Annotated in this window: 15 protein-coding genes; 4 read left to right on the top strand and 11 right to left on the bottom strand. The window is 73.8% G+C overall.

Annotation, left to right across the window (positions count from 1 at the left end; all coding sequences use genetic code 11):
• The 8 genes from P1P75_RS09745 to P1P75_RS09710 form a co-directional block, all read right to left on the bottom strand.
• Positions 1 to 1,135 (bottom strand): serine/threonine-protein kinase (locus P1P75_RS09745; RefSeq protein ID WP_319253585.1); only part of this gene is annotated, 1,135 nt, incomplete at its 3' end.
• Between the two features lie 382 nt (positions 1,136 to 1,517).
• Positions 1,518 to 2,480, bottom strand: coding sequence for a threonine/serine dehydratase (locus P1P75_RS09740; protein ID WP_319253583.1), 963 nt, complete (start codon positions 2,478 to 2,480; stop codon positions 1,518 to 1,520).
• A 366-nt stretch (positions 2,481 to 2,846) separates the two neighbouring features.
• Complete coding sequence (locus tag P1P75_RS09735; protein ID WP_319253581.1) at positions 2,847 to 4,157, bottom strand: CAP domain-containing protein; 1,311 nt, start codon at positions 4,155 to 4,157, stop codon at positions 2,847 to 2,849.
• 107 nt (positions 4,158 to 4,264) lie between these two features.
• Positions 4,265 to 7,246: an AAA family ATPase gene (locus tag P1P75_RS09730; protein ID WP_319253579.1), complete on the bottom strand. Its 2,982-nt coding sequence runs from the start codon at positions 7,244 to 7,246 to the stop codon at positions 4,265 to 4,267.
• A gap of 82 nt (positions 7,247 to 7,328) precedes the next feature.
• Positions 7,329 to 7,682 carry a UBP-type zinc finger domain-containing protein gene (locus P1P75_RS09725; protein ID WP_319253577.1) on the bottom strand — a complete coding sequence of 118 codons (354 nt, stop codon included), beginning with the start codon at positions 7,680 to 7,682 and terminating at the stop codon, positions 7,329 to 7,331.
• Positions 7,679 to 9,166 (bottom strand): ATP-binding protein, encoded by a 1,488-nt coding sequence (locus tag P1P75_RS09720; RefSeq protein WP_319253575.1) that lies wholly within the window; start codon positions 9,164 to 9,166, stop codon positions 7,679 to 7,681. The genes P1P75_RS09725 and P1P75_RS09720 overlap by 4 nt, the downstream gene beginning before the upstream one ends.
• Positions 9,163 to 10,839 carry an FAD-dependent oxidoreductase gene (locus tag P1P75_RS09715; protein ID WP_319253573.1) on the bottom strand — a complete coding sequence of 559 codons (1,677 nt, stop codon included), beginning with the start codon at positions 10,837 to 10,839 and terminating at the stop codon, positions 9,163 to 9,165. The genes P1P75_RS09720 and P1P75_RS09715 overlap by 4 nt, the downstream gene beginning before the upstream one ends.
• A 187-nt stretch (positions 10,840 to 11,026) precedes the next feature.
• On the bottom strand, positions 11,027 to 11,380 hold the full coding sequence (locus tag P1P75_RS09710; RefSeq protein ID WP_319253571.1) for a VOC family protein: 354 nt from the start codon (positions 11,378 to 11,380) through the stop codon (positions 11,027 to 11,029).
• A 66-nt stretch (positions 11,381 to 11,446) separates the two neighbouring features.
• Between P1P75_RS09710 and P1P75_RS09705 the strand changes: the two genes are divergently transcribed.
• Positions 11,447 to 12,319: a universal stress protein gene (locus P1P75_RS09705; protein ID WP_319253569.1), complete on the top strand. Its 873-nt coding sequence runs from the start codon at positions 11,447 to 11,449 to the stop codon at positions 12,317 to 12,319.
• A gap of 19 nt (positions 12,320 to 12,338) precedes the next feature.
• Here P1P75_RS09705 and P1P75_RS09700 read toward each other — a convergent pair whose 3' ends face one another.
• The gene (locus P1P75_RS09700) at positions 12,339 to 13,574 is read right to left on the bottom strand and encodes a DUF4032 domain-containing protein (protein WP_319253567.1); all 1,236 of its coding nucleotides are present in this window, start codon (positions 13,572 to 13,574) and stop codon (positions 12,339 to 12,341) included.
• Positions 13,575 to 13,779: 205 nt separating this feature from the next.
• On the bottom strand, positions 13,780 to 14,406 hold the full coding sequence (locus P1P75_RS09695) for an alpha-ketoglutarate-dependent dioxygenase AlkB (RefSeq protein WP_319253565.1): 627 nt from the start codon (positions 14,404 to 14,406) through the stop codon (positions 13,780 to 13,782).
• 138 nt (positions 14,407 to 14,544) lie between these two features.
• Here P1P75_RS09695 and P1P75_RS09690 point away from each other — a divergent pair, with 138 nt between their 5' ends.
• Complete coding sequence (locus P1P75_RS09690; protein WP_319253563.1) at positions 14,545 to 15,243, top strand: TetR/AcrR family transcriptional regulator; 699 nt, start codon at positions 14,545 to 14,547, stop codon at positions 15,241 to 15,243.
• A 17-nt stretch (positions 15,244 to 15,260) separates the two neighbouring features.
• Complete coding sequence (locus P1P75_RS09685; RefSeq protein ID WP_319253591.1) at positions 15,261 to 16,934, top strand: FAD-binding dehydrogenase; 1,674 nt, start codon at positions 15,261 to 15,263, stop codon at positions 16,932 to 16,934.
• Between the two features lie 189 nt (positions 16,935 to 17,123).
• Here P1P75_RS09685 and P1P75_RS09680 read toward each other — a convergent pair whose 3' ends face one another.
• The gene (locus P1P75_RS09680) at positions 17,124 to 17,471 is read right to left on the bottom strand and encodes a DUF488 family protein (protein WP_319253561.1); all 348 of its coding nucleotides are present in this window, start codon (positions 17,469 to 17,471) and stop codon (positions 17,124 to 17,126) included.
• A 312-nt stretch (positions 17,472 to 17,783) separates the two neighbouring features.
• On the opposite strand from P1P75_RS09680, the gene P1P75_RS09675 reads away from it, so the two are divergent.
• Positions 17,784 to 19,181: a M1 family metallopeptidase gene (locus P1P75_RS09675; RefSeq protein ID WP_319253559.1), complete on the top strand. Its 1,398-nt coding sequence runs from the start codon at positions 17,784 to 17,786 to the stop codon at positions 19,179 to 19,181.
• The last annotated feature ends 12 nt before the right edge of the window (positions 19,182 to 19,193 follow it).

Genomic DNA, 19,193 nt, shown 5'->3' with positions numbered 1-19,193 from the left:
GGCTGGGGGAGGCCGCGGGCGGTGAGGACGCGGCCGGCGGGCTGGGGACCGGCGTCGGCACCTGGGGGGCTCTGTCGGCGCCGTCCTCGCCGGGCGGGGCGCTGGGCGCGGTCGGGCGGGCCTGCGCGCTGTCGGACGACATGTTCTCGGTGCCGGGCAACTGGCCCGTCGCGGCCAGGGCGGCCACCGTCACGCCGACCACGGCCAGCGCGGTCCCGGCCGCCATGGCCCGCCCGCTCCACCGCGGACCGGCGCCCCGTGCGACGGCGTACGCGCGCCGCAGCCGGGGCGCGGGCACCCCATGCGTGTCCTCGTCCAGGACCCGGGCGAGGCTCTGGCGCACCGCCGGCCGGGTCATCCGCTCCCGCGAGTCCTTGCGCAGCAGGCCCTGGACGACGGGCCCGAGCGGACCGGCCCGCAGTGGGGTGCGCAACGGCAGCCGGTCCACGCCCTTCAGCGTGGCCTCCGGCCGGTCACGGTCCCGGTACGGAGGCCGGCCCTCGACCATCGTGTAGAGGATCGCGCCCACCGCCCACAGATCCGCCGCCGGCCCGATCCGCTCGTCCCGCGCCTGCTCGGGGGAGGCGTACGAGGGGGCGGCGAGGCGGGGAGCGAGGGTCGCGCCCGCGAGGCCGAAGCCGGTGACGACGACGGGACCGCGCGCCCGTACGAACACCTGACCAGGACTCAGCTCGCCGTGGGTGATGCCCTCGCCGTGCGCGGCCTCCAGCACGTCGAGCAGTTCCAGCCCGATCCGGGCGGCACGGGCGGGCGGGAACACCCGCCGCTGCTCGATCAGTTGACCCAGTGGGAGGCCGTCGATCCACTCGGTCACGGTCCACAGGGACTCGCCCTCCGCCAGGGCGTCGTAAACGGTGGCTACCCGGCCGGGGCACACCCTGGCCATCGTCTCGGACATCCGCACCACACGCTCGGCGGCCCGGTGCGCGTCCTCCTCGCCGAGGCCCGCGGGCAGCCCGATCCGGGTGACCAGACACGGGCGGGTGCCGGGCGCGTCGTCGGCGTACTCGCCGTACCAGCCGACGCGGTTCGTCTCGCGGTGGACGACGTCGAGGAGCCGGTAGCGGCCCGCGACCAACTCGTGCGTGGAGACGTGCGCCTTGACCATGGTCATCCCTCGCTGAACCCCCGACTGCTCACCTTTCCCAGTGGTACGGCGATCGAGAGGGTGTGCGTTCAAGAGATCCGCAACTCCGCCGGGATTTCTGTCTTTCATTCAAAAAAGCGGGCGAGGTGCCGATCGTATGTGCGAGGAAAGGAAATTACTTCGGGCCGTCCAGGGGTGTAACCAGGGGTAAACGACTGGCGGGCGTCAACGGAATCGCGCGCGACGGGCGTCGGTCCATTCCCGGACGACGAGCGCCGCGGGCGATTTTTCCGGCGCCGCGCACACGCACACCGAAAACCTCGGGGCGGTCGGACGCGTCCGCACAGCGGAATCGCCGACACGGTACGAGTCGTCGGCGCGGTACGAATCGTCAGCGCGGCCCGAATCGTCAGCGCAGTCCGAAACGCTCGGCCCAGGACGCCATGTCCGCCGCCGACGCGTTGCCCCCGCAGACCACCAGCCCCAGCCGGGCGTCCGGGCCCACCCGCTCCATGATCCGGCGGGCGGCCGGCAGCAGACACCCGGCGGCCGGCTCGGTCCACACCTTGGCGTGCTCGGCCAGCTCCAGACAGCCCCGTACGGCCTCCCGGTCCGGCACCACGAGCACCTCGCCCACCAGCGCCGCGACATGCTCGTACGTCAGCGGTGCGACGGACGGCGCGCTCAGCGTGGTGGAGATGGACGACACCTCCACCGGCACCGGACCGCCGGCCTTCAGTGCCTCCGCCATGGCCTCCGCGCCCTCGGTCTCCACGCCCCAGATCCGCACCCGCGGCCGCAGCGCCCGCAGGGCCGCGGCGACACCGGAGATCAGTCCGCCGCCTCCGACGCTGACCACGACGTCCGTCAGCTCGTCGGCGGCGTCCTGCGCGAACTCCAGGCCGACCGTGCCCTGCCCGGCGATCACCACCGGGTCGTCGAAGGGGTGGACCAGCGTCAGGCCCTCGTCCCGTAGGTCGTTCACCAGCGCGAACGCGCTGCCCATCCCGTCCGTCAGCCGCACCGAGGCGCCCGCCTCCTCGGCGATCTCGATGGCGCGGGCGGGTGCCGAACGCGGCATGACGACCGTGGCCTTCACGTCGAGGGCGGCGGCCATGACCGCCACCGCGATCCCGTGATTGCCGCCGCTCACCGCCACCACGCCGGCCGCCCGCTCCGCCTCGTCGAGCGAGAGCAGCTTCGCCGCCGCCCCGCGCGCCTTGAAGGAGCCGGTGCGCTGGAGCAGCTCCAGCTTGACGGTGACGGGGACGCCGAGCAGGCCGGAGAGCCCAGGACTCGGGAGGGTCGGGGTGCGGACGACGTGCCCGGCGATCCGCTCCGCCGCGGCTTCGATGTCCGTGATGCCGATCAAGACGACCACCTTTCCCGCGCGCTGTGCCGCACGCTCTGTGCACCCTGTCGCGCGGCGGTGGCCCAGGTCAACCGGGATCCGGGCGGTGGTCAGAGGTCGCGCCGCACCAGGAAGTCGAACAGTGAGCGCAGGTCGCCGGCGGCCCGGGTGCGCAGCGGCGCCCCGGCGAGCGCCGCCTCCACGGCGGACACCTGCCGGTGGTGTCCCCTCGACGAGCGCGGCCGCCAGGTCTCCACCGAGACGCGGGCGTCACCGGGTGCCGTGGGTGGTGCTGTTGCCGATCAGGTGGTGCGTACGGCGGGCCGGGTTGCCTGTGAGGCGCACATCACTCGGCGGGACCGAGAGGGCCGGCCGGCCCATCGGGCGTCAGGCGCCGAAGAGTTGGGTCCAGTACGTGGCGGACGGGCCGCCGCCCGCGAAGCCGACGCCGATGTGGGTGAAGGCGGGCTTGAGGATGTTGGCGCGGTGGCCGGGGCTGTTCATCCAGCCCTCGACCACCTCGGCGGGGGAGCGCTGACCGCAGGCGATGTTCTCGCCGATCGTGCGCCGGGCCGACCCCGCGGCGGCGGCCCGGTCCCAGGGCTGACTGCCCTCCGGCGAGGTGTGCGAGTAGAAGGATCGGGCGGCCATGTCGGCGCTGTACGCGCGGGCGGCCGTGGCCAGCTGCGGATCGGAGGCGAGGGGCCGCAGTCCCGCCCGCGCCCGCTCCCGGTTGGTGCGGTCGATGACCTCCGCCTCGGTCCCGGCCAGCCCGGCCGGTGTCAGCGTGCTCGCCCACAGGGCCGTCCAGAAGACGTCACCGGTACGGCCGTCCTTCGCCTGGGCCAGGCCCGCATGGGTGAACGCCGGGTCGTGCAGGGTGCGCCGGGCCTGGTCGGTGCGCAGGCAGTACGCGAGGAACTCGGCCGGGGTGCGGGGTCCGCAGACCAGGTGCTCGCCCACCGCGAGGTAGCGGAAGCCGGCGGCCGTGACGCGCTGGTGGACGGAGACACCGTCGGCGCCCGTCGTGCCCAGCCGGCCGGCCGCGGCCATCACGGCGGCGTGCGTACGGGCCGCCGAGACCAGCCGGGCGTCCAGCGACACGGGCGGTGAACCGGCCGCGGCGCGCGCGGAGTTGACCGACCCGGCAAACCCGTCCGGGTCGGCGGCGGGGACGCGTGCGGGTGTGGTGACGCCGCGGGGTGGGGGAGCGGTCCCTTCGTCGGTGACCTCCACCCCGAAGTCCCGGGCCAGCCCGGCCAGTCCGTCCGCGTACCCCTGGCCCAGCGCCCGCAGCTTCCACACGCCGCCGCGCCGGTACACCTCCGCGAGCAGCAGCACCGTCTCCTGCCGGGCGGGCGGCGGGGTGAACCGGGCGAGGGCGCGGCCCTGCCGGTCGGTGACCCGGAGGGTGGGCGCGGGCAGCCGGGCCGGCGGTGTGCCCGGCTCCGCCGCGCTGACGACCACCGTGACCCGGGTCGCCCCGGCCCGCAGCCGCGCCGGTTCCAGCGTGAGCGTGTCGCCGCGCAGCCCGGCCCCCGGCGCCGTCGGCTGGTTGTAGAACACGAAGTCGGCGTCCCCGCCGACCTTGCCGCTGTCGTCCGTGACCAGCGCGCACACGTCGAAGGGACCGGACACCCGGACAGCCAGCGCACCTTCCGGCAGGGCCACATTGGCCCCGGAAACCAACTCACTCATCGTGCCGCCCGATGTCCCGGTCCCGACCCTCACAGGGACTCGCCGGAAGAACGGACGGCAGGACGGAGGGGTTCCCGAGCGAATCCCCCGCTCGACCTCAGCCGACCTCAGCCCGATGTCCCCGTCCCTGTCCCCGTCCCCGGCTCCGCCTCCAACAGCCTTTCCCGGTGGGCGATCGCCACCGCCTCCGTACGGCTGGACGCGCTCAGCTTGGCCAGGATATTGGAGACGTGGACGCTGGCCGTCTTGCCGCTGATGAAGAGTTCCTCGCCGATCTGACGGTTGCTGCGGCCCAGGGCGAGCAGCCGCAGGACGTCCTGTTCGCGCGCGGTGAGGGCGGCCGGTCCCTCCCGGCCGGGCGGCGCGGGCGCGAGCCGGCCGCGCCGGATCAGGGCGTCCACCCGCTCCAGCAGCGGCGCCGCCCGCAGCCGTACGGCCGTCTCGCGGGCGGCGCGGGCCTCGCCGGCCGCCTCCTCGCGCCGGCCGGCCGCCAACAGGGCCTCCGCCAGCCGCAGCCGGCACCGCGCGCGCTCGTACACGTCGCCGAACTCGAAGGCGGCCGCGGCCTTCTCCCAGGCAGCCGCGTCCGGTTCGCCGGCCGCCCGAGCCCGCTCGGCCTCGGCACGGGCCAGCCAGGCCTGCCCCTCCGGACCCTGCGGCACCCCGGCCTCGCCGCGCCGCGCAGCCGTCCGTGCCAGATCCACCAGTTCCTCCGCGACCCCCGCCCAACGGGCCGCCGTGGCCTCGTCGCCACCGGCGCGGGCCGAGGCGGCCGTGTCCGCGACCGGAGTGAGGGCGAGCGCGACGAGCCGGACGGTGACGTCGAGGGGGCCGCCCGTGTCGTCGGTCAGCGCCTCCAGGGAGGCGCGCAACTGCGTCACCGCCGCCTCGGCGTCACCCCGCAGGGCCGCCGCGTCGGTTCGCACGACGGCCGCGACGAGCGTCGCCATCCAGTCGGCGGCGCCCTCCGTCAGGGCCTCGGCCCGCTCGACGGCCCCCGCCTCGCCGCGGGCCAGCGCGACGTACAGCGCGGGCCCGGCCGCGTACCCGCCCGCCGAGGGCAGGACGGCCAGGTCGGCCGCCGCCGTCCGCACGCACTCGTCCCAGCGGCCCAGGGTGTGGAGCAGCAGCAGTTGCAGGTAGCGCATCTCCAGCGGATACGGCGAGGAGAGCAGGCCGGCCCGGCGGGCCCGGTCCAGGCCGTCGGCCAGCCAGGGCAGGCACTCCTCGAACTCCCCGGCCTCGTAGCAGCCGATGGCCAGGTTGAACAGGGCCCGCATCTCCACCGGGGCGCTGCCGGCCCGCCGGGCCAGCTCGCGGGCCTCGCGCAGGCGCTCGCGGCCCTCGGCGGAGCGCCTGCCGCCGCCCTCCAGGATGGCGAGCGAGATCAGCAGGTCGGCCTGTGCGTCTCTCACCCGCAGCCGGTCCGCGACGCCCAGCGCCTGCCGGGCGACCCGCAGCGCGGTCTCGGTCTCGCCGACCTGACGGGCCGCCAGGACATGGGTGGCCGCGGCCCACACCCAGGTCGGGGACGGCGGCTCTGCCGGGATCATGGCCAGGGCCTCGCTGCTGTAGCGGAACGCCGCGGTCAGACTGTCGACGCCGAGGAGGGTGCCGGCCAGCGTGTACCGCACGCGGGCGGCGAGTTCGGAGTCGGCGTCCTGGTCCACCCCGGCGAGCGCGGCGCGGGTCAGCGAGACCGCGCGGTGCCCCTGCCCCGCGTGCGCGGCGGCCGCCGAGGCGCGCAGCATGAGCGTGACCCGGTCCAGGCCCTCGCCCGAGGGGCGGGCGGCTGCGTCCACCGTGGGCCACAGGTCGAGCGCGGTCTCCAGCTGGCGCAGCTCCTCGGCGGGCGCCCCCACCCGCTGGGCGTGGTCGGCGGCCTCCAGGGAGGCGGCGAGCGCCTCCGGCAGGTCATGGCTCTCGCGGTAGTGGTGGGCCCGCTCGGCGGCGGTCTCGGCGCGATGCCCCCGGCCGCCGAGCAGGCGGGCGAACGCACCGTGCAGCCGGGCCCGTTCCCCCGGGAGGAGGTCGGCGTACACCGCCTCGCGCGCGAGCGCGTGCCGGAAGGCGTATGTGCCGCCCGCGCCCGCGACGAGGAGCTGGCGGCCTATGGCCTCGCGCAGCGCCGACTCCAGCTCGTCCTCGGGCAGGGCGAGCGCGTCCCGCAGCAGGTCGTGCTCCACCCGCCGTCCGGCCACGGCCGCGGTGCGCAGCACCAGTTGGGCGGTCTCCGAGAGCTGCTCCACGCGGATCATCAGCAGGTCGGCCAGACCGCTCGGTACCCCGCCCGCCCCGGTGTCCGTCGCGGCGAGCAGCTCCTCGGCGTAGAAGGCGTTGCCCTCGGCGCGCTCCACGATGCGGCGCACCGTGGTCTCCGGCAGCGGACGGTCCTCCAGGGCGCGCACCAGACGGGTCACCTCGGCGTCCGCCAGGGGCCGCAGCTCCAGCCGCTCCACGCCCGGCAGCCGCACCAGCTCGGCCAGCAGCGGCCGCAGCGGATGCCGGCGGTGCAGATCGTCCGCGCGGTAGGAGGCCAGCAGCGCCAGCCGATGGGCGGGGGCGCCGCCCGCGGGCCGCTGCAGGACACCCCGGCTCAGCAGGAACCGCAGCAGGTCCCGGGAGGACTCGTCGGCCCAGTGCAGGTCCTCAAGGACGATCAGGAGCGGGTTGACGTCCGCGAGGTCGGCGAGCAGGCCCGCCATCCCCTCGAACAGCCGCAGCCGTCCGCCCAGGTCCCGTACGGCGTCGTCCGGCCCGCCGCCGAGCAGCCGGCCGACGACGGGATGCGCGGCGAGGACGGCCGCGAAGCGCTCGTCCCCGGCGAGCACGCCCAGGATCTCGGTGAACGGCAGATAGGGCAGGCCGACGTCCCCGAGGTCGACGCAGTGCCCGGTCAGCACGGTCGTGCCGGTGCGCGCGGCCCGCGCCGCGGTCTCGTCCAGCACGCGCGTCTTGCCGACGCCGGCGTCCCCGGCGAGCAGCACGGCCCGCGCCTCCCCGGCACGGGCGCGCTCCAGCACGCCTGAGAGCCGGGCGATTTCCTCGTCCCGGCCGATGAACGCGGTGGCGAACGCTGTGGGTGGCACGGCTCCATCCTGGCATGCGGCACCGACAACCCCGCCCGCGAGCAGGGGAGACGGCTGAGCCGGGAGACCGCCCAGCCGGGGCTCAGCGGTTCAGCAACCGGGCCCAGTCGTCCGGCACCCGTCCCGCCGGGCCGGGCGTGGGCTGGTCCAGCGGGTGGCCGGACGGCTGCGCCAGCTCCGGGCCGGACTCGTACAGCTCGTCGCTGTCGTAGTCCCAGAACCAGTCCTCGCCGGGCTCGAAGCTCTGCACGAGGGGATGCCCGGTGGACTTCCAGTGCGCGGTGGCGTGCTGGGCGGGGGAGGAGTCGCAGCAGCCGATGTGGCCGCACAGCGCGCAGCGCCGCAGATGGAACCACCAGCCACCGGACGCGTCGCACTCGACGCAGCCGGTGCCACTGGGCGGGACGCTCGGGTCGATGGCGGTGGCGTCGGTCATACGGGCTCCTCGGCGGTCTCGGGGGAGGTGTCGGCGGCGTTCTCGGGATCGGTCTCGGGCGCGGTCAGCGGCAGCAGCACCTGGAAGCGGGTGTCGCCGGGCGCGGACTCGACCTGGAGGCTGCCGTGGTGCTTGTTCACGACGATCCGCCAGGAGATGTCCAGGCCGAGGCCGGTGCCCTCGCCGACCGGCTTGGTGGTGAAGAAGGGGTCGAAGATCCGGCTGCGGATGTCCGCCGCGATGCCGGGCCCGGTGTCGCCGAACTCCACCAGCAGACGGTCGCCCTCCCGTGCGGTGCGCACGGTCAACGTGCCTTCGCCGCCGTCGCTGTTGATGGCGAACACCGCGTTGTCGACGAGGTTGGTCCACACCTGGTTCAGCTCCGCCGGGTACGCGGGGACGTCCGGCACACCGCGGTCGTACTCCTTGACGACCTTGATGCGCTGCCCGATCTTCCCGGACAGCATCAGCAGGGTGCTGTCGAGGAGTTCATGCACGTCGACGACCCGGTAGGGGGCGCGGTCGAGCTGGGAGTACTGCTTGGCCGCGTCGACGAGGTGGGAGATCCGGTTGGTGGAGTCGTCGATCTCGTCCATCAACAGCTCGGTCTCGACCGTGTAGTTGAGCCAGCCGATCGCGTTGGGCAGGATGTCGGCCTGCACGGCCGCCGCGACCTCTTCCAGCCATTCCACGCCGAGCCCGGCCTGCACGAACGTCGGCGCGACCCGCCAGCCCTCCTGGATGCCGTGGCCGTCGAGCCAGTCGGTCAGCTCGTCCTCCCGGTCGGAGGCCTCCAGAGGACTCAGCACGGGGGCCTTGGCGACCCGTTCGGCCGTGCGCTCCTGGATCTCGATCAGCCCGGCGAGCACCTCGCGGGAGTAGGCGCCCTGCGAGATGACGGCGAGCTTGTGCCGCATCTTCGCGACCCGTTCCCGCAGCGTCGCCGTGGCCCGTACGGCCGCGGCGGCCGGGTTGTTGAGTTCGTGCGTGAGCCCGGCCGACAACGAGCCGAGCGCCAGCAGCCGTTCGCGCTGGCCGATGGCCCGCTGGCTGTTCTTCGAGCCGAAGAACAGTCCCTCCAGCAGATGCGCCGCCATCGGGAACCACTCGCGCATCACGTCCGAGAACGACTGCGCCGGCAGCACGAAGAACCGGGTCGGCTCCGTCACCCGCATCGAGTTGTTGTACACCTGCGGCACCCGGTCCCCGAGGTACGCCTGCATCGCGCCCGCGTACACGCCGCGCTGCGAGGTGCGGCTGACCTCGACGTCGTCGCCGCCGACCCGGCGGTACAGCACCACCGTGCCCTCGATCATCACGTAGAAGCAGGTCGCCGGGTCGCCCTCGGTGTAGACCGGGCCGGGCTCGAACCGCTCCACCCGGCCCTCGGCGCACAGCCGTCCGAGCTGCTCGGGGGAGAGCTTCTCGAACAGGAACAGCGTGCTGATCTCGACCGGCTCACAGGGCATCGGGCGCCCGCTCATGACTGCTCCAGGTAACGGTGGACGAGCATGACGGCCATGGCTCCCTCTCCGACGGCGGACGCGACGCGCTTGGCGGACTCGGCGCGCGCGTCACCCGCCACGAACACGCCGGGAATGCTGGTCTCCAGGTGGTACGGCGGCCGGTCCAGCTCCCATTGCGCCGGTGGCCGCCCGTCCGTGGTGAGGTCGGGCCCGGCCAGGATGAACCCGCGCCCGTCGCGCAGCACCGTGCCGTCCAGCCAGTCGGTCAGCGGGGCGGCGCCGATGAACACGAACATCCACTGCGCGTCGACGAGTTCACTGGCCCCGCTGTCCACGTCCCGCACGGTGAGCTGCTCCAGGTGTCCTTCCCCGTGTGCGGCCTCCACGACCGTGCGGGCCCGCACCGAGATGTTGGGCGCCTCCTCGATCTGCTGGACGAGGTAGTGCGACATCGACGCCGCCAGGGACTCCCCGCGCACCAGCAGCGTCACCGACTTGGCGCCCCGCGCCAGGTACATCGCCGCCTGGCCCGCGGAGTTGGCGCCGCCCACGATGTACACGTCCTGCCCCTGGCAGGAGGCCGCCTCGGTGAGCGCCGAGCCGTAGTACACCCCGCACCCGGTCAGGTCGTCGCAGCCGGGCGCGAGGAGCTGGCGGTACGACACCCCGGTCGCAAGGATCACGCTGTGCGCGGCGACCGCCGAACCGTCGGAGAACCGTACGACGCGGGCGGCGCCGTTGACCTCAAGTCCCGTCACCTCGCGCGCGGTGAGGATCTCGGCGCCGAACTTGGCGGCCTGCCGGCGGGCCCGGTCGGTGAGCTGCCCGCCGGACACGCCGTCGGGGAAGCCGAGGTAGTTCTCGATGCGGGAGCTCTGCCCGGCCTGCCCGCCGGTCGCCGAGCGTTCCACCAGCACCGTCCGCAGCCCCTCCGAGGCGCCGTAGACGGCCGCGCCGAGCCCGGCCGGGCCGCCGCCGACGACCACGAGGTCGTAGAACTCGGCCTCCGGCGTCGTCGCCAGCCCGACGCGGGAGGCGAGTTCGGGGGCGTCCGGCTCGATCAGCGCAGTGCCGTCAGGGGTGATCACCAGCGGCAGCCGCTGCCCGTCGGAGCCGGCCGCGGCGAGCAGCCGCAGTCCCTCGGGCTCGTCGCAGGAGTACCAGCGGTAGGGCACCTGGTTGCGGGCCAGGAACTCCCGTACGCCGGAGGAGCGCGCCGACCAGCGGTGCCCGACGACCTTGGTGGCAGGGACGGGCCGGTGGTCGCTGGTGCGCCACGCCGCGAGCAGGTCGTCCAGGACCGGGTAGAGCTTCTCCTCCGGCGGGTCCCACGGCTTGAGGAGGTAGTGGTCGAGGTCGACCACGTTGATCGCGTCGATGGCCGCGTTGGTGTCGGCGTACGCGGTCAGCAGGACGCGGCGGGCGCCCGGATACACGTCCAGGGCCTGTTCGAGGAACTCGATGCCGTTCATCTGCGGCATGCGGTAGTCGGCCAGGATCACGGCCACCAGGTCGCCGCGCAGCTTCAGCTCACGCAGAGCGTCCAGCGCGGACTCGCCGGACTCGGCGCGCACGATCCGGTAGGCGGCCCCGTAGCGGCGCCGCAGATCGCGGGCGACGGCGCGGGAGACCCCCGGGTCGTCGTCCACGGTCAGAATGACGGTCCGCGCGGTCTCGGCGGCCTGTGCCATACGTCTCCCACCCCGGGGGTCAGGACCGCCCGGCAGGGGAAGAACGGTCCATGGACTCGCGGCACGGCGGGCCCCGCGCCGGTTCCCGCCCATCGTATGTTCGATCGCCCCGGTTCGCTCCGGGACCAGGCGGACCGTGCGCTCTCGGCGCAGGGCCGTGCACCGGCGGTCGACGCGGGAGCGGGTCTCAGCTCCTGCGGTCGCTCAGCACGCAGAACTCGTTGCCCTCGGGGTCCGCCAGCGTCACCCAGCTCACCTCGCCCTGACCGACGTCCGCGTGGCGCGCGCCCAGGGCCAGCAGGCGCTCGACCTCCGCTCGCTGGTCCTCGGGCCGGAAGTCCAGGTGCAGCCGGTTCTTGACCGTCTTGGCCTCGGGCACCGTCCCGAAGAGCAGGCCGGGCAGCCGGTCCGGGGCCGGTCTGATCTCGAACTCGTCGGCCGCGTCGTTCACCACGACCCAGCCGAGGGCCTCGGCCCACCATCGTCCCAGGGCGACCGGATCGGCCGAGTCCACGATCACCTGTTCCCACTCCAAGGTCATGACGCCGACTGTAGTGGTGAACACTGGACCCGACGAAGTGGAAGCACGACGCGGGGAGGCGACGGGATGACGGGCCCGATCACGGCAGGGGTCGACGGGACGCAGGAGAGCCTCGCGGCACTGGCATGGGCGGCCAGGGAGGCCGTACGGCGGGACCTGGCGCTGCGGGTGGTGCACGCCTGGCGGTTCCAGACGGACGCGGCGGCAGAGGTGGCGGACCGGGAAGCCCAGGAGGAGTGGGTGCGGGCAGCCGTCCGGGAGGCCGTCACCGACGTATCCGGACGCCACCCCGCACTGCGGGTGACCAGCGACGTCCTGGAGGGCGACCCGGCGGACACGCTGGTCGCCGCCGCGGCGGAGGCGGAGCTGCTGGTGCTGGGCTCGCGCGGGCACGGAGCGGTCGTCGGCTTCCTGCTCGGCTCGGTGGGCCAGCAGGTGATCGCCGAGGCCCACCGCCCGGTCGTGCTGGTGCGGGCCGGGGACAGGGCGAGCGCCGAGGTGGCCGGGCACGAGGTCGTCGTCGGACAGCACGGCTCCCCCGAGGACAGCGGGCCCACGCTGCGGTTCGCGTTCGAGACGGCCGCCGCCCGCGGTGCCTCCCTGCGCGCCGTGCGGGCCTGGACGCTGCCCCCGGTGTTCTCCTACAGCCCCGCCTCGCTCAAGCTGCTCGACGACGCAGGCGGCCTGGAGCCGTACGAGAAGAAGGCCCTGGCCGACGCCCTCGCGCCGTGGCGGGAACGCTTCCCGGACGTGCCCGTGGTGGAGCACGTGGAGATCGGCAGCGCGGGACAGGTGCTGCTGTCGGTGTCCGGGCGGGCCCAGCTGGTGGTCGTCGGCCGGCGGGCCCGCCGTACCGCGGTCGGCGCCCGGATCGGCTCGGTGGCGCACGGCGTGCTGCACCACGCGGACTGCCCGGTCGCCGTGATCCCGCACGAGTGACGCGCCCCCGGCGCCCGGTTCACTCGGGCGTCGTCGGCTCCAGGGTCTCCCGCGCGCGGGGCAGGATCCTGGCGATGTAGTCCTGGACGGCCGTGTCGAGCCCGATGTCGTGCTGAGCGCGCTCCGACAGGTACCAGCGGTGTTCGAGGAGTTCGTGGTAGATCTCCGCCGCGTCCATGGAGCCGCGCAGTTCGAGCGGCACCGCCCGCACGGTCGGCCGGAACACGTCCCGCACCCAGCGGTGCGCCAGCACCTCGGGGCGGGCGGCGAGGGGGTCGCCCGGGGCGTAGTCGTCCTGGGTGGCCATCCAGCTCTCCAGGTCGTTGAGCAGCCGCCTGGCCTGGTTCTCCTCGGTGTCCAGGCCGGTCAGCCGCAGCAACTGCCGCTGGTGGTGGCCCGCGTCGACGACCTTCGGCACGAAGGTGACCGTGTCGCCGTTGGACGAGTGCTCGATCTGCATCTCGGCCACGTCGAAACCCAGCTCGTTGAGACGGCGGATCCGGCGCTCGATGTAGTGGTACTTGCCCGCCGGGTAGACGGAGGTGCGGGTCAGCTCCTCCCACAGGCGCTCGTAGCGGGCGCAGATCTCCCTGCCGAACTCGACCGGGTCCACCGACGGGTGCAGGGCGCCCGAGGCCTCCAGGTCGAGCAGCTCACCGCTGATGTTGACGCGGGCCAGGTCGAGGTCGTAGTCGCGCTGCCCGGGGCTGAGCTGCGGATGCAGGTCACCGGTCTCGGCGTCGACGAGATAGGCGGCGTACGCGCCCGCGTCGCGCCGGAACAGGGTGTTCGACAGTGAGCAGTCGCCCCAGGCGAAGCCGGACAGGTGCAGTCGCACCAGCAGTACGGCCAGGGCGTCCATCAGCCGGTGCATGGTCGCCGGACGCATGGTCGTCTCGAACATCGACCGGTACGGCATCGACCCGCCCAGATGCCGGGTGACCAGCACCGGCTCCAGCGGGTCGCCCCCGGTGTCGGCGCGCCCGGTGACCACGGCCAGCGGGTCGACGGCGGGGATGCCGAGCCGGTCCAGGACACGCAGCAGCTCGTACTCGCGCAGCGCCGGGCGCTCGGCCAGTTCCTTGACGGCGATCACCTCGTCGCCGGCGCGGGCGTAGCGCACCACGTGCCGGGAGATGCCGCGCGGCAGCGGTACGAGAACGTCCTCGGGCCACTCCTCCAGCGGAAGCTGCCAGGGCAGTTCCAGCAGGAGGGCCGGATGCTCCGGGTTGGTGGCACTGATCTGCAAAGCCATGGCCCGACCTTAGACCGACCGGCTCAGCCGGCGTGGTCCCGGGCCCTCGGTGAGGATCACCCGGTTGGTGTGGCTGCCGTGCACCAGGTAGGTGCCGTCCGCGACCTGCCGTACGGGGCCCGCATGATCGTCCCGTGGGGTGAGGTCCGTGTCCGACGGGAACAGGGAAGCAGGCCGGCGGGGGTGTGCGGGTCCGCTCGGCCTCCTACTGCACGCCGCGCGGCCGGAACTGGACGCTGATGCGAGGCCCCGCGGCCCGCGTCGTCTTGGGGACGCAGTGCTCCCAGGTCCGCTGGCAGGAGCCGCCCATCACGATCAGGTCGCCGTGGCCCAGCGGGCGCCGCACGGTGTCGCCGCCGCGCACCGGACGCAGGAGCAGGTCACGGGGCGCGCCCACGGAGAGGATGGCGACCATCGTGTCCTCGCGGGCGCCCCGGCCGATCCGGTCGCCGTGCCAGGCGACGCTGTCGCGGCCGTCGCGGTAGTAGCACAGGCCCGCGGTGACGAAGGGCTCGCCCAGCTCGTCGGCGTAGTGCGCGCAGAGGGTGGCGCGGGCCTCGTCCAGCACGGGATGCGGCAGCTCACGGTCCTCGCCGTAGAAGGCGAGCAGCCGGGGTACGTCGACCATCTGGTCGTACATCTGCCGGCGCTCGGCGCGCCACGGGACGTCGGCCGCGAGCTGTTCGAACAGCTGGTCCGCCCCGGTGAGCCAGCCGGGGAGCACGTCGATCCAGGCGCCCGAGCCGAGTCCGGTACGGCGGATCCCGGTCAGGGGTCCGAGGTGCAGCTCGTCGGTCTGGTCGAAGAGGGAGCCCTGGAGGTGCCTGGTCATGCGGCCAGCGTACTCCTTAATCGAATGTGTGTTCCATGTGGTGTCGGGGTGTGTCTCGTGCGGTCCGCCGCGCCGGCGCCGGAGCCTTTCGATACATCAACGCATCGGATACATTCCCGTATCGAACGGAGGTCCGGCATGGCGGACGAACAGACGGCGAGACGGGTCACCCGGCGCCGGGTGCGCACCCGGGCCAACCTCCTCGACGCCGCCTTCCAGGTGTTCGCCGCCAAGGGCTTCGGCCGGGTCTCCATCGAGGAGGTCTGCGAGACCGCCGGATACAGCCGGGGCGCCTTCTACTCCAACTTCGCCAGCCTGGACGAACTGTTCTTCGCGCTCTACCGCCAGCGCGCCGACCTCATCGCCCGGCAGGTCGCCGACGCGCTCGCCGGGGACGGCCCCGGCCTCGACGTGCCCGCCTCCGTGGACCGCGTCACCGAGGTGCTGCTCCTCGACCACGACTGGCTGCTCGTCAAGACGGACTTCCTCGTGCACGCCGCCCGCGACCCGGCCGTCGCCCGGTCCCTGCTCGAACACCGGGCCACCCTTCGCGGCGCCATCGCCGACCGGCTCGGCCGCGACCGCGCCCACACCGCACTGCCCGCCGTCCTCGGCGACGCCGACGCAGCCGCCCACGCGGTGGTCGCCGCCTACGACGGCGTCACCACCCAACTGCTCCTCGACAAGGACGTGGACGGCGCCCGCGCCTGGCTCAAGCAGCTCCTCACCGCGCTGCTCACCGAGGGTGGCGCCCATCTCGAACGTCCCCCCGGGATCCACCCGGGCAACCACCCCGACAACCACCCCGACAACCACCCCGACAACCACCCAGAATGAGAAAGGCAACGGTCGCCATGGACGCGGACGTCATCGTCGTCGGAGCGGGCCTCGCCGGCCTGGTCGCGGCGCACGAACTCACCAGCAGGGGCAGGCGGGTCGCCCTGGTCGACCAGGAGAACGCCGCCAACCTCGGCGGCCAGGCGTTCTGGTCCTTCGGCGGGCTGTTCCTCGTCGACTCGCCCGAACAGCGGCGCCTCGGCATCAAGGACTCCCTCGACCTCGCCTGGAGCGACTGGCAGGGCAGCGCCCAGTTCGACCGCACCGACGACGAGGACTCCTGGGCGGTGCGCTGGGCGCGCGCCTACGTCGAGTTCGCGGCCGGGGAGAAGCGCACCTGGCTCGCCGGGCACGGCATCTCCTTCGTACCGACCGTCGGCTGGGCCGAACGCGGCGATCTGCGCGCCGACGGACACGGCAACTCCGTGCCCCGCTTCCACGTCGCCTGGGGGACCGGCACGGGCGTCGTCGAACCGTTCGTCAGGTACGCCGAGCAGGCCGCCCGTGACGGGCTGCTCACCTTCCACCACCGCCACCGCGTCGACGAGCTGGTCCTGGAGGGCGGCGCCGCCCGAGGCGTACGCGGCACCGTCCTCGCGCCCGACGACTCACCACGCGGCGTCTCCTCCAGCCGCGAGCGTGTCGGCGACTTCGAACTGAGCGCCCAGGCAGTCATCGTCACCAGCGGCGGCATCGGGGCCAACCACGACCTGGTCCGCCGCCACTGGCCCGAGCGTCTTGGCACCCCGCCCGCCGAGATGGTCACCGGCGTCCCCGCCTACGTCGACGGCCGGATGCTCGACATCAGCGCCGGGGCCGGGGCCCGGCTCGTCAACCGCGACCGCATGTGGCACTACACGGAGGGCGTCCAGAACTGGGACGCCGTCTGGCCCGGCCACGGCATCCGCATCCTGCCCGGCCCGTCCTCGATGTGGTTCGACGCCCTCGGCCGCCGGCTGCCCGACCCCTGCCTGCCGGGCTACGACACCCTCAGCACCCTGCGGCATCTGCGCACCACCGAGGACCTCGCCGGCCACGACCACTCCTGGTTCGTCCTCACGCGCAAGATCGTCGAGAAGGAGTTCGCGCTGTCGGGCTCCGAGCAGAACCCCGACATCACCGCGAAGGACCGCAAGGCCGTCCTGCGCGACCGGATCCTCGGCAAGGGCGCGCCCGCACCCGTGCAGGCGTTCATCGACCGCGGCGCGGACTTCGTCGTCGCCGACACGCTGGACCGGCTGGTGGAGAAGATGAACGGCCTGACGGACAAGGCGCTCCTCGACGCCGAGGGCCTGCGCCGGCAGATCCGCGCCCGCGACCTCCAGATGGCCAACGCCTACAGCAAGGACGCCCAGGTGCAGGGCATCCGCAACGCCCGCCGCTACATCGGCGACCGCCTGGGCCGCGTCGCGTCCCCGCACCGCATCCTCGACCCCGACGCCGGACCCCTCATCGCCGTCAAGCTGCACGTCCTCACCCGCAAGACCCTCGGCGGCATCCAGACCGACCTGGACTCGCGCGCCCTCGGTGCCGACGGCAGCCCGGTCGAGGGTCTCTACGCGGCGGGCGAGGTCGCCGGGTTCGGCGGCGGCGGCGTCCACGGCTACAACGCCCTGGAGGGCACCTTCCTCGGCGGCTGCCTCTTCTCGGGGCGCGCGGCGGGACGGGCGGCGGCACGGCAGACGGGGTGACGTCCGGGGCCGGGGCGTGCCGGTCCCGTCCGGAGCGGCCCGGCCGCCGGCGGAGCGGCGGGCGCAGGCGTCGGGTCGCTCCCCGGCCCGCTCCCGCCCGACCGTCGGGTTCCGTCCGGGCCCGGACGGCCCGCCGACCGAGCGGGAGGCGGGCCGCCGTGTCGGCGAGCCGGCCGGGCGATCCAACCCTCAGCCGAGCATGCGGGCCAGCACGGCCGCGTGACTGTGCTCGGGCTCCTTCACCGCCGTGAGCAGAGTCACCGGACCGGCGTCCGCCAACTCACGTACCCGATCGAGGAGCTCGGCCGCCTCCGGCTCGGCAAGCTCCGCCTCGTAACGCCGCGCGAACTCCTCGTACGAGCCCTCGCCCGCGTGGTACCAGCGGCGCAGCTCGTTCGAAGGAGTCAGTCCCTTCGGCCAGTCGTCGACCCGCGCCGCGTCCTTCGCCAGGCCGCGCGGCCACAGCCGGTCGACCAGGACACGGACTCCGTCCCCCGGCTCGGGCGGGTCGTACACACGGCGGACGCGGACACTCATGGGCGGCCTCTCCACGGGGCGGTCGGTGCTGTCGAGGGTAGGACCGTCCGGCAACGGGAGGGCGGCGTCGCGGGGTCGGGCACGCCCATCTGCCGCGTTGTCGTCCGTCGCGATGGCTCCGCCATCACTCCCTCCTCCGCCTTGCAGCTGCACGCACCCGCCCCCGCTCCTTCTCCCACCCTCCCCTTGCCGGACGGTCTAAGCACGGGCCGCTCGCGCGCGCCGCACGGCTTGACCTGAACGAGGGCGAACCCGCGGGGCCCGGTGCCTAGTCTGATCACGTTTGATCACAGCCACCCCCCAGGAGCGCACGTGACTCACCTCCGCAGACGCCCCGCCCTCCTCGCGGCCGTACCCCTCGCCGTGACCGCCCTGCTGACCGCCGCCGACCCGGCGCTCGCCGCCGGTCCGGTGGGTACGCCCGGCGTCGGCGACCCCTACTTCCCGCTGGCCGGGAACGGCGGCTACCACGTCGACCACTACGGCCTGACCCTCCGTTACGATCCGGCCACCCGGCACCTCGACGGCAAAGCCGTCCTCACCGCCCGCGCCACCCAGGCCCTGACCCGCTTCGACCTCGACCTGAACGGCCTGAAGGTCACCGCCCTGACCGTCGACCACGTCAAGGCCGGACACCGCCGCGACGGCCAGGAACTCGTCGTCACCCCGCGCCGCGCCCTGCGCAAGGGTGAGCGTTTCCGGGTGAGCGTCACGTACTCCGGCACCCCCGGCCCGGTCACCGACCCCGACGGCTCCCTCGACGGCTGGATCCCCACCGACGACGGCGCGTTCGTCGCGGGGGAACCGCAGGGCGCCATGACCTGGTTCCCGGCGAACAACCACCCCACGGACAAGTCCTCGTACGACTTCGCCATCACCGTCCCCGAGGGCCGTACGGCCGTCGCCAACGGCGTCCTCCTCGGCAAGCGCACCGCGCACGGCAAGGCCACCTACCGCTGGCGGCAGGCCGAGCCCATGGCGGCCTACCTCGCCACGGCCACCGTCGGCACCTTCCAGGTCCGGCAGTACACCACCCGCGACGGCGTCAAGGTCTACGACGCCGTCGACCCCCGCGAAGCCGCCGCGGCGGGGCCCGTGCTGGCGAAGCTCCCCGCCGTACTGGAGTGGGGGAGCGGCCTGTTCGGCCCCTACCCCTACCGCGCCGCCGGCTCCATCGTGGACCACGCTCCCAACGTCGGCTACGCCCTGGAGACCCAGACCCGGCCCGTGTACGACAGAGCGCCCGACCTGAGCACCCTCGTCCACGAGAGCGCCCACCAGTGGTTCGGCGACTCCGTCTCCCTCACCTCCTGGAAGGACATCTGGCTCAACGAGGGCTTCGCCACCTACGCCGAGTGGCTCTACGCCGAACAGCACGGCGGCGACAGCGCCCAGGCCGCCTTCGACGCGCTGTACGCCCGCCCGGCGGCCGACGGCCTGTGGGCGTTCCCGCCCGGCGACCCCGGCAGCGGCGCGAACATCTTCGGCACACCCGTCTACGCCCGCGGCGCCATGGCCCTGCACGTCCTGCGGACCACGGTCGGCGACCGTGCCTTCTTCCGCGTCCTGCGCGCCTGGGCCGCCGCACACCGCGACGGCAACGGCACCACCGCCCAGTTCGAGCGGCTGGCGCAGAAGGTGTCCGGAAAGGACCTCGCAAGCCTGTTCGCCACCTGGCTGTACGCTCAGGGAAAGCCCAACCGTCCCTGAGAACCTGACCAG

Origin of the sequence: Streptomyces sp. ID05-39B (assembly GCF_033794725.1) — a bacterium.
In the GTDB taxonomy this organism is placed as follows: domain Bacteria; phylum Actinomycetota; class Actinomycetes; order Streptomycetales; family Streptomycetaceae; genus Streptomyces; species Streptomyces bobili.
This window is presented reverse-complemented; position numbering and strand designations above follow the sequence as displayed.

Coding starts and splice junctions, on each gene's coding strand:
- P1P75_RS09735 (WP_319253581.1), bottom strand. CDS start 4,157: ATGAGTGAGTTGGTTTCCGGGGCCAATGTGGCCCTGCCGGAAGGTGCG.
- P1P75_RS09725 (WP_319253577.1), bottom strand. CDS start 7,682: ATGACCGACGCCACCGCCATCGACCCGAGCGTCCCGCCCAGTGGCACC.
- P1P75_RS09720 (WP_319253575.1), bottom strand. CDS start 9,166: ATGAGCGGGCGCCCGATGCCCTGTGAGCCGGTCGAGATCAGCACGCTG.
- P1P75_RS09715 (WP_319253573.1), bottom strand. CDS start 10,839: ATGGCACAGGCCGCCGAGACCGCGCGGACCGTCATTCTGACCGTGGAC.
- P1P75_RS09710 (WP_319253571.1), bottom strand. CDS start 11,380: ATGACCTTGGAGTGGGAACAGGTGATCGTGGACTCGGCCGATCCGGTC.
- P1P75_RS09705 (WP_319253569.1), top strand. CDS start 11,447: ATGACGGGCCCGATCACGGCAGGGGTCGACGGGACGCAGGAGAGCCTC.
- P1P75_RS09700 (WP_319253567.1), bottom strand. CDS start 13,574: ATGGCTTTGCAGATCAGTGCCACCAACCCGGAGCATCCGGCCCTCCTG.
- P1P75_RS09695 (WP_319253565.1), bottom strand. CDS start 14,406: ATGACCAGGCACCTCCAGGGCTCCCTCTTCGACCAGACCGACGAGCTG.
- P1P75_RS09690 (WP_319253563.1), top strand. CDS start 14,545: ATGGCGGACGAACAGACGGCGAGACGGGTCACCCGGCGCCGGGTGCGC.
- P1P75_RS09685 (WP_319253591.1), top strand. CDS start 15,261: ATGGACGCGGACGTCATCGTCGTCGGAGCGGGCCTCGCCGGCCTGGTC.
- P1P75_RS09680 (WP_319253561.1), bottom strand. CDS start 17,471: ATGAGTGTCCGCGTCCGCCGTGTGTACGACCCGCCCGAGCCGGGGGAC.